3 protein-coding genes and 3 pseudogenes are annotated in these 10,896 nt (G+C 50.6%); all 6 read left to right on the forward strand.

What is annotated here, in order from left to right:
• Positions 1–117: 117 nt before the first annotated feature.
• Positions 118–1,725 (forward strand): annotated as a pseudogene (locus Q8K39_RS08245) (class I SAM-dependent DNA methyltransferase); the annotation flags it as partial.
• A 40-nt stretch (positions 1,726–1,765) separates the two neighbouring features.
• Positions 1,766–3,130: a restriction endonuclease subunit S gene (locus tag Q8K39_RS08250; RefSeq protein ID WP_305259353.1), complete on the forward strand. Its 1,365-nt coding sequence runs from the start codon at positions 1,766–1,768 to the stop codon at positions 3,128–3,130.
• Positions 3,130–3,978 (forward strand): FRG domain-containing protein, encoded by an 849-nt coding sequence (locus tag Q8K39_RS08255; RefSeq protein WP_305259355.1) that lies wholly within the window; start codon positions 3,130–3,132, stop codon positions 3,976–3,978. The genes Q8K39_RS08250 and Q8K39_RS08255 overlap by 1 nt, the downstream gene beginning before the upstream one ends.
• A gap of 23 nt (positions 3,979–4,001) precedes the next feature.
• Positions 4,002–7,253: a type I restriction endonuclease subunit R gene (locus Q8K39_RS08260; protein ID WP_305259357.1), complete on the forward strand. Its 3,252-nt coding sequence runs from the start codon at positions 4,002–4,004 to the stop codon at positions 7,251–7,253.
• A 308-nt stretch (positions 7,254–7,561) separates the two neighbouring features.
• Positions 7,562–7,966, forward strand: a pseudogene (locus Q8K39_RS24960) (DUF4347 domain-containing protein); the annotation flags it as partial.
• A 198-nt stretch (positions 7,967–8,164) separates the two neighbouring features.
• Positions 8,165–10,896: pseudogene (locus Q8K39_RS08270) on the forward strand (hypothetical protein); the annotation flags it as partial.

The raw sequence follows: 10,896 nt of genomic DNA on the forward strand, positions 1-10,896 counted from the left end.
TGCACTCCACGTTGGGGTATGTCAGTCCTATGAAGTTTGAAGAACGCTGGACTGCGGCACAGCAATTGAAGGCCGCATAATGGAACGGCTAAGCGGTACGTCAAACAGGGGCAGGTTCAAAGCTATGCGATTTGCAAAGCCGACATGCTGATTAAAGGTCAGGATGTCAGCAACATCAAGCTTGGCAATACGCTATCAAATGACCAGTTGTATGCTCAAAAATTTGATTACATGCTGTCAAATCCGCCGTTTGGTGTTGATTGGAAAAAAATCGAAGGCGATATAACCACAGAACATAGCGATAAAGGTTTTGAGGGTCGCTTTGGTGCGGGCTTGCCACGCGTTTCTGATGGCTCGCTGCTATTTCTGCTACATCTGATCAGTAAGCTACGCGATGCCCGTGATGGCGGGGCGCGTATCGGCATTATTCTCAATGGCTCACCTTTGTTTACCGGCGGTGCTGGTTCGGGTGAATCAGAAATCCGCCGCTATGTTCTGGAGGCCGATTTGCTAGAAGCCATCGTCGCACTGCCTACCGACATGTTTTACAACACTGGCATTTCTACCTATGTCTGGGTGCTGTCGAACAAAAAAGCCAAGGCGCGTAAAGGCTTGGTGCAACTGGTCAATGGCGTCAACTTGTGCGGCAAGATGCGCAAATCGCTGGGCAGCAAGCGCAATGTAATGGACGAGAGCGACATCGCCACCATCACCAAATGCTTCGGTGACTTTGATGTGGTCGATGCGCGTGAGCTGGATAAACCGGCCGAACAAAAGAGTAATCGCGGCCGCCAGTCAGCCAACCCTAAGAGTGAAGCGGCTAAAACCTTTGCAGCCAAAATCTTTAAGACCCACGAATTTGGCTACCGCCGAATCAGCATAGAACGCCCGCTGCGCATGTCTTACCAGTTCAGTGATGTGCGCCTTTTCAGCTTGCGCTTTGAATCGGGCGCTTTAAACGCGGTGATGCAGTGGGCGTATGCCGAATACAGCGAAGCAGAGGGCGCGTTCTGGGGGGATGCAGAAACCTGCACCCACTATGGTGACCTCAGTAGTCATCAAGACGCGATCCGCCGTCACATCAAGCTGCACTTTGCCGATCTCAAAGAAAAACACGTCAAAGACCTGCTGGATCGCGAAACATGGCGCAATCAACTCGCCATCCTGCGCAAAGGTCGTCGATTGCAAGCAGCCATAGGCCGTGCGCAGTTTGACGACATGAACATCTTTGACGAGACACTTACCAAAGCGGCCATCGAGCAAGGCATCAGCCTAGATGCCAAAGACAAGAAAGCCATTGAAGCGGCCGTCCTTTGGAAAAACCCCGCCGCACAAAAAGTCATCAAGAAAATCCACAAAACCACGGCCGACCCGATTTACGGGCTGTTTACCGGTGAGGGTGACAACGCAGGCAAAGTCGTCGAATACAAGGCCGACGGTGACCTGCGCGATGCCGAAAACGTGGCGCTCGACCCGAGCCAAAGCGTTAACGCCATCAACGAAGCCTACTTCAAAAAAGAAGTGCAGCCGCATGTCCCGGATGCCTGGATAGACGCCAGTAAGAAGGACGACAAAGACCAGCAAATCGGCATTGTCGGTTACGAGATCCCGTTCAACCGCCATTTTTACCAATACCAGCCACCGCGTGATCTGGCCGAGATTGATGCCGATCTCGATGCTGTTAGCACCGAGATCTTGAAGCTGCTGCAAGAGGTGCATTCATGATGTTGCAAGTTGTGAATACAGCCTGTTCCGGAGTCGGGTTATGAGTCGATATAAGGCATATGCGGAATATAAGGATTCCGGGGTTGAGTGGATTGGCAGCTATCCCTGTGGATGGGAATTAACTCGCGTTAAATTCGAGTCGTATGTAAAAGCTAGAGTAGGTTGGCACGGTTTGAAAGCTGATGATTTTACTACTGAAGGCCCTTATTTGGTCACAGGATCTGATTTTAGAGGGCCAGTAATTAAGTGGGAAGATTGTTATCACTGTGATTTTTCTCGCTACGAACAAGATCCCAATATCCAGTTGGTAAATGGCGACTTACTGATAACAAAAGACGGAACAATAGGGAAAGTGGCTTTGGTTAGTAATTTGAACGGAAAAGCGACGCTTAATAGCGGAGTCTTTGTCGTAAGGCCATTAGAAGAAAGCTATATAAGTAAATTCTATTTTTGGCTTCTTCATTCGAGCGTTTTCACTGGTTTCGTTGATTTTAGTAAAACTGGCAGCACAATTGTTCACTTGTATCAGGACACTTTTGTAAATTTTCGATTCGCAATGCCTCACTTGATCGAGCAAGAAAAAATCACCAACTTCCTCGACCACGAAACCGCCAAGATCGATACCCTGATAGCGAAGCATCAAGGGCTGATCAAGCTGCTCAAAGAAAAGCGGCAGGCAGTGATCAGTCATGCCGTCACCAAAGGCCTCGACCCAAACGCTCCCATGCGCGACTCATGTGTGGAGTGGTTAGGCGAAGTACCGGAACATTGGGAGGTTTTATGTATAAAACATATTGTTTCGATTCCTGTTACCGATGGCCCGCATGAAACGCCGAATTTTTTAGATAGTGGTGTGCCGTTTATATCGGCTGAAGCTGTGTCATCTGGTCGAATTGATTTTGAAAAAATTAGGGCTCATATATCTAAAAAAGATAACAAGCGATTTTCACAGAAATATTCACCCAAAAAATTTGATATTTATATGGTGAAATCTGGTGCTACAACTGGCGTAACTGCAATCAATGAAACCGATGCTGAATTTAATATATGGTCACCATTGGCAGTAATACGATGCAACGAAAAATCTGACCCTTATTTCATTCTGAATTTTTTAAGATCAATAAATTTTAAAGAAGCCGTTGAACTTAATTGGAGCGTCGGAACCCAGCAAAATATAGGCATGGGTGTAATCGAGAATCTTCATGTAACGAGACCTCCCATTAGCGAGGCAAAGTTGATCGCTAAGGTATTGCTAGAAAAGTGTTTTGTCTTTGATAAAGCAATTGATTTTGCAAACAGGCAAATTGAATTTTCGAAAGAGCGTCGCGCAGCCCTAATTTCAGCCGCCATCACGGGGAAAATTGACGTAAGTGATGAGAAATCTTCGGCAAAGGAATTTGTTTAATGAGCGCCTCGAACGGTCGAGTGGCATCAATTTCCGCCTTTATTGATAGGATTAAAGAAATAGATTCTCGAAGAGAATTTAGTTTATTTTACCGAGGACATTCTGATTCGTCCTATAAAGCTATACCATCAGTGTTTCGCGCTATTACTAATGGCGGGAAAAAAGGAACATTTGCTGATCAAGAAGATAAGTTATTCAAAAATTTGGTTATGCAATGTCCGCAAGAATTTATAGGATGTTCATCAACCCTTGAGTATCTGGTAAAGATGCAACATTACGGATTGCCAACTCGCCTGCTAGATCTCACAACCAATCCACTGGTCGCTCTTTATTTTGCCTGTTCTTCCAATAGTGGAAAAGGAGGGAAAAATGGGGAGGTTATTATTTACGAGGTACCCAATGAAGAAATCAAGTTTTTTAATAGTGATACCGCTACTGTAATTGGGAATTTGGCCAAGATGCCAAGAAACTTTAAATACCCGGATGATAAAGAACGATTTCTGCATGAGATAAAGGCGGAGAAACCATATTTTATAGATGGCATAAAGATAGAGGACTTGTCTAAAGTTCAGTGCGTAAAAGCAAAGCTGGATAACAGGCGAATTACGCAGCAAAGTGGGGCCTTTTTTATATTTGGAATGAATAAATCAATTACGTCACCGGCTGAAATTCCATATTCATATATCTATAAGGAAAGTAGTAAGCCTGTAACAATTGAAATTTCAAACGCCGGTAAGAGCACGCTACTCGCTCAGCTTGCCAATCTTTCAATATCAGAAGCCTCATTATTTCCAGAAATTGATTACGTGGCAAGGCACTTAAAAAATCAAGTTGTTGAAGCACTATGACTTAAAAATAGAGATGACAGAACATGAGTAATGCAAACGAACTGGCCTTCCAGAACGACATGATCCGGCAACTGCAGACGAATGGATGGTTGCTCGGCAAAGCCGAACACTACAACCGTGAGTTGGCGCTATATCCGGAAGATATGCTGGGCTTTGTCAAAGACACGCAAGACGCGCAATGGCAAAAGTTTTGCACGCTTTATTCAAATAACCCTGAACAAAAATTTTTGGAACGGGTCGCCACGCAATTGAATAAAGCGGACCCGAATGCGGCGACTAAAGAAATGCGCACCTTTGGCACGTTGGGCGTTTTGCGTCACGAGCTGCGTGATCGCGGTACGCGCTTCTCCCTGTGCCAGTTTGCGCCTGAGCATGAGTTGAACCAGGATACCTTGGCGCGTTATAAACAGAACCGCCTGCGTGTCGTGCCTGAGCTGGTGTATAGCCCTTGGGCAACTGAGTCCCAACTGGCCGAGACCGGCAGGCAAGCCAAGGCATGGCGCATCGATCTGGTCTTGTTTGTCAATGGCATACCGGTCGCTACGCTAGAGCTGAAATCAGAATTCAAACAAGCTGTGCACAACGCGATAAAACAATATCGCACTACCCGCCTGCCTATTGAACCCGTCACCAAGAAGCCAGAACCGCTACTCAGCTTTAAGCGCGGTGCGCTTGTGCATTTTGCCGTGAGCCAGTACGAGGTGTATATGGCGACGCGGTTGGAGGGCGATGACACTTATTTCTTGCCCTTTAATAAGGGAACGGCAGAAGGTGGCGCGGGCAATGATGTGCCGGAAGTAGTGACGCAATACGCGACGGACTATTTGTGGAATGAAGTCTTATCGCCGAAAAATCTGCTGGCGATTTTGGCCCGTTATATTCATTTGCAGATTGAAGAGAAAGAAGACTGGGAAGGCCGCAAGTACAAGAAGGAAACCCTGGTCTTCCCGCGTTATCACCAATGGGATGTGGTGAATAAACTATTGGTTGCGGCACGTCTTGAGGGGCCGGGGCACAAGTATCTGATTCAGCACAGCGCAGGGTCTGGTAAATCAAATTCCATCGCCTGGGCAGCACACCAGCTTTCGTCCTTGTATGACGCCGAGGGCAATAAGCAGTTCCATTCGGTGATTGTGGTGACCGATAGAACGGTGTTAGACGCTCAGTTGCAAGACACTATTTCCCAATTTGAACATGCCGATGGTGTGGTCGGTCGGATTAATAATCTAGAAGGCGATGGCTCCAAATCAGAAAAACTGGCCAAGGCTTTAGAAAACTCGCAGCCAATTATTATTGTCACTATTCAAACTTTTCCGTTTGTATTGAGGGCGATAGAGAACAGTGTCAGCCTGAAAGAGCGTAACTACGTGGTGATCGCCGACGAGGCACATTCTTCACAAACCGGCGCTATCGCCCGGCAACTGAAAGAAGTGCTGATGGTGGAAGGCGTGGGTGATGATGAAGCAGAGTTGACGACGGACGATATCCTGGCTGTCGCCGTGGCCTCGCGACGCGCCTCGAAAAACCTGAGCTATCTGGCCTTTACCGCCACGCCCAAGTCCAAGACTTTGGAGCTGTTTGGCCGGTTACCGCACCCAGGGGAAGTCCCATCCAAGACCAACAAGCCCGCAGCCTTCCATGTGTACAGCATGCGTCAGGCAATCGAGGAGGGCTTTATTCTTGATGTGTTGAAGAACTACACCAATTACAAAGTTGCCTACAACTTGGCGATGAAGATGAAGGATGCCGATCACGAAGTCGAGAGTAAGCGCGCCCAGGTCAAGCTGAACCAATGGGTGCGCCTGCACGACTACAACATTAGCCAAAAGGTGCAAGTCATCGTAGAGCACTTTAAGACCCATGTGATGGGTTTGCTGAACGGCCAGGCCAAGGCAATGGTTGTGACCAGTTCACGCAAAGAGGCTGTGCGCTACAAGCTGGCTTTCGATAAATACATCACCACGCAGGGCTATAAGAATATCCGCGCGATGGTTGCGTTTTCAAGCGAGGTGGAATTTACCGATAAAGACCCGAATTCAGAGTCTGTGATAGGCATTAAATACACCGAGATGAACATGAATCCAATGCTCAAAGGCCGCGACATGCGCAAAGCCTTTGACACAGATGATTATCAAGTCATGATCGTGGCGAATAAGTTTCAGACCGGCTTTGATCAACCCAAGTTATGCGCCATGTACGTGGATAAGAAGCTGGGCGGGGTGGAATGCGTGCAGACGCTGTCGCGCCTGAATCGCATTTATCCAAGCAAGGCTGAAACGGGTACCTTTATTCTTGATTTTTTTAACGAGCCAGTGGAAATTCTCACCGCTTTCCAGCCTTACTTTCAGACGGCGGAGCTGGCCGATGTGTCTGATCCAGATCTGATTTTTAATCTGCACGACAAGCTACGTGCGGCCAGTATTTTTAAATGGACCGAGGTCGAACAGTTTTGCGCTGCCTTCTTCGTCAAGGGCAAAAGTAATGCGGCGATTGCGAATATCTGTAAACCGGCCGTTGAGCGCTGGCAGAAACGAAATAAAAATGCGGTGGAAGCCTACAAGCAAGCCAGAATCATATTTGAACGCACCAAGAAAACAGCCGATGCGGTCTTGATCGCCAACGCCGAGAAAAGCTTCAAAGAGTGCAAGAAAGAGAAAGATGCGCTAGAAATCTTCAAAAAAGACCTAGGTACCTTCGTGCGCTTTTATGAGTTCATGTCGCAAATCGTCGATTACGACAATAAAGACCTGGAGAAGCTAAGCCTGTACGCCCGTCACCTAAGGCCCATGCTGCGAGAGACCATCCTGGACGATGATGAGGTCGATCTCAGCAGCATCGTCCTCAGCCACTACCGGATATCTAAAATCCGCCAGCAAAGTTTGATCCTGCAAGAGTCGGATGAATTTAAGCTGGGGCCAGGCGATGAGGCGGGTACGGCCAAGGCTAAAGACAAGCCGGTTGAGTTCTTATCGAAGATCGTGTACCGCCTCAATGAGCTATTCATCACCGATAAACTGACCGAGGCCGATATGGTGAATTACGCCAACACCATCAGCGACAAGGTGCGTGAGAACGAACTGGTAATGCGCCAGTTACTCTCGAATAGCCCAGAGCAGGCCATGTTGGGTGATTTCTCGAAGGCGGTGGACGATGCCGTAATGGATAGCGGTGCTGCACATCAAAATCAGATGATGCAGCTTTTGTCTGACCCTGGTAAAGCGAAGATGTTTTCCAAGGTGATTTTTGACATTTTGACCGGGGCGCCAGGGCAATAGTGGATCAGCGCAGGCCCTTCTTCTGTAGCGAACCTGCAACCCGGACTATGAATTCAGGGTTTGTACGGGCTTCGAAGCCTGTTTCAGGCTGAGACAATGCCCGGTCTGGGGTTAAAAGGCCCATACATTTTCTGGCCTGCCCAAGCAGTTGACTAGGCAAAGCGTACAGAAGCCAAAAATGCTCGCCGCTGCCCCAACCAATAAGATTCAGTAACCTACCTCATTGGATACCTTGTTGGTATCAAGGAAGCACTGTCATGCCATTGAACAACCAACACCTCCAACCCAGCGCACCCGGCACAAGCACCATGCAGTGGTGCAAGCAAAGTGCTGTATCCACCTTGTGCGCTGATCGCGCTGCTGCCAGTCAATCGGACGGTAGCAGCACCCGTCATGTTGTTGTAGTCGATGCCAGCCTGCCCGACCTGCACATCCTGTTGGCCCAATTGCCGCCAGACACACAGGTTTTTCTTATCCACGAGGACTTCGATGCCCTGGGCCAGATCGCCCAGGCGGTCAGTCACTGCCACAACTTGCAAGGTTTGCATATCTTGGGTCATGGGCAGCGGGGGCGCATGCTGCTGGGTGAGCAGTGGGTCGATGCACAGACCATCGCGCGCGCAGGCGAACACATGGCCACCCTGGGCGCGGCACTGGCTGACGACGCTCACATCTGGCTTTACGGATGCCACAGTGCGGCTGGCAGGATGGGTGAGCAGTGGCTGGACGCTTGGGCGCAGGCCACCGGCGTGGCAGTGCACGGCACCGCTGATGTGTGGCACACACAGGATGCCAGGCTGGGCTTGCCTTATCAGAACGCTGTGCACAACCCGCTGCAAAGCCTGTGGCAGGGCTCCGGCTGGGCACACACCTTGGCTGCCAACACAGCACCTAGGTTCTCAGCGGGATTTGTGAAAGCAGCAGTAGTCCCGAACCCAAACGACGGAACTTTAACTTTAAGTCTAAATAGCGGTTATGACTCAGGCCGTAGCGTCGTCCAGCAGGCAGATGGCAAATTATTGGTCGGAGGATACAGCCTCGAAGGTGGCCAATATTTTTATAGTTTGGTGCGTTTGAACGCCAATGGTACGTTGGACACTAGCTTTAGTGGGGACGGCAAGCTGATGTTGCCTGGGGGTAAGGGCAATTCAGTGATCCAGCAGTCAGATGGCAAGCTGGTGATGGCTGGGAGCAGCGGGGATGTGATCCGCCTCAAAGCCGACGGCAGCCTGGACTCCAGCTTTGACCTTGACGGCAAATTTGACTTGCCGTGGTTGGAAAGTGGAAACCACCAGACCTACAGTGTCATCCAGCAAGCCGACGGTAAGCTCGTATTGGCGGGTGCCACCTTACCTTTTTCAGCCATTGCTCTTGACTGGGACTTCAGCCTAACTCGCCTGAACGTTGATGGCAGCCTGGACTCCAGCTTTGACACCGATGGCAGGATGGCAGTGCCGGTGGGAAGAAGCCGGGATTACGGCTACAGCGTTATTCAGCAAGCCGACGGCAAGCTGGTGGTGGCGGGGGCCAGCCCCGAGTTTGGCAACACACCAGAAAGCACGCTTTGGTACATGAGCCTGATCCGCCTCGACACCAACGGCAGCCGTGACCTCGGCTTTGGCAACGTTGGATCGGTGTTGATTGGCGCGGGCCTTGGTGGCGGCGGAGCTAACAGCGTTATCCAGCAAGCCGACGGCAAGTTGGTGGTTGCGGGGTACAGCTACAGAAGCAGCGATTTCGACTTCATGCTGATCCGTTTAGATGCCAATGGCTCGGTAGACAAAAGCTTCGGAATTAATGGCTTCCTGCCGAAATCAGTGACCAGCAGCATGGAGCAAGCGTACAGCGTCATCCAACAGTCTGACGGCAAGCTGGTGGTGGCGGGGGTCAGCGGGGGTAGCTACAGTCTGATCCGCCTCAACCCCAACGGCAGTCTCGACACTGGTTTTGGCAGCGCTGGAAAGCTTCTGTTGCCCAGCACACCATATGGCGACGGTCTAAGCGTTATCCAACAGGCCGACGGCAAGCTGGTGGTGGCGGGGTCTCATAGCCCTAAATTTGGGGATGCGGATTTTTTTCTTGCGCGCGTGAATACAAATGGCACGCTGGACACCAACTTTGGTAAGTTGTTCACCACACCGCCCGGCGCCAGCGTAGCCTACATCGAGCGCGGCACAGCAACCGTTCTGGAAGCTGCCGCGAAAGTCTATGACGAAAATCTAGCGTCAAGTGGGTATGGTGGTGCCAATGTCACCTTGGCACGAAATGGTGGCGCAAACCCGCAAGATGTGTTCATAGCCAAACCAGGCGGCACGTTGGGTGCTTTGATTGAGGGTGGGGCACTGGTGGTGGGCGGGGCAAACATTGGTACCGTCACCACCAACAGCGGCGGCATCCTGAAGTTGACATTCAACAATCCCACCCAAGGTCTGTTCAGTGCGCCTTTGCCCGAAAGTTTGGTCAATTCAGCGTTGCAACAGATCGCCTACAAAAACGATTCTCTTTGGCAAAACACCAGCATTCAAATTGACTGGACGTTCAGCGACGGCAATATTGGCGATCAAGGTACAGGTGGTGCGCTTTCGGCCACTGACAACGTCACGGTCAACGTGACAGCAACTAACGATTTGTTGGTGCTTAACCCCAGCGCATCGCCTACGCTCCCGACCATCACGGAATACAGCACCAACCCTGCGGGCATTAGCGTGGCGGGTTTGGTGGTGGATGGCTCGATCTTTGACGACGACAAGCCCAACCCTGTGGAAGCCATAGTGATCGAGGCGGTGGACACCCGCGTTGGGACCTGGCAATTCAGTTTGAACGGCGGGGCTACATGGCTCAATATTCAGGCCGATTTGATCAACAGCACGACCAACACCCTGGGGCTGGCGTTGGGGCCAACTGCGCTGATTCGCCTGTTGCCGTTTGGCGATCTGAGTCAAACCGCGAGCAGCAGTATCACTTTCCGCGCCTGGGATCAAAGTGACGGCAATCCCAGCGGCAGCTACTTTGTATTTAATCCGGGAGTCGGATCGGTCAGCGCTGCCAGTGACGTGGCAACCGCGAGCGTCATAGCGGTCAATGGAGCGTCCGCCCCGGAGCTGCCCAATGGCACAGGAAAAGTGATTGTGCAAACAACTATTGAGGACTCTGCACGGAGCGTGGTTGTACAGCCCGATGGAAAGATCGTCATGGCGGGGCTCGCTTACGTCGGGAGCAATTGGGACTTTGCCGTAACGCGCTTGAACGCTAACGGCAGCTTGGACAGCAGCTTTGGTAGCGGTGGCAAGACCACCTTTGATATTGGAACTGGCGATGACTATGGGCAAACCATTCTGGCGCGGCCTGACGGCAAATTCGTGGTCGCCGGCTACGCCATCAATGGAGTGACGGACTACTTTGCCGTGGCGCAGTTGAATGCTGATGGCAGCCTCGATACGAGTTTTGGGTACAAAGGCACGGCGGTCGTGTCGTTGGGTAAGGCCGACAGAACGTTGCACCAATATTTGTACAGCGGACAAATCGCCGCCTTGCAACCAGACGGCAAGATGGTCTGGGGAGGGAGTTACAACCTCAAAGGTGCAGAGTACGGCTACGACTTCGCTGCAGCACGCCTTAACGCCGATGGTTCGGTTGACAATAG

The sequence above is a fragment of the Undibacterium sp. genome (assembly GCF_030683615.1).
GTDB lineage: Bacteria > Pseudomonadota > Gammaproteobacteria > Burkholderiales > Burkholderiaceae_D > Undibacterium > Undibacterium umbellatum.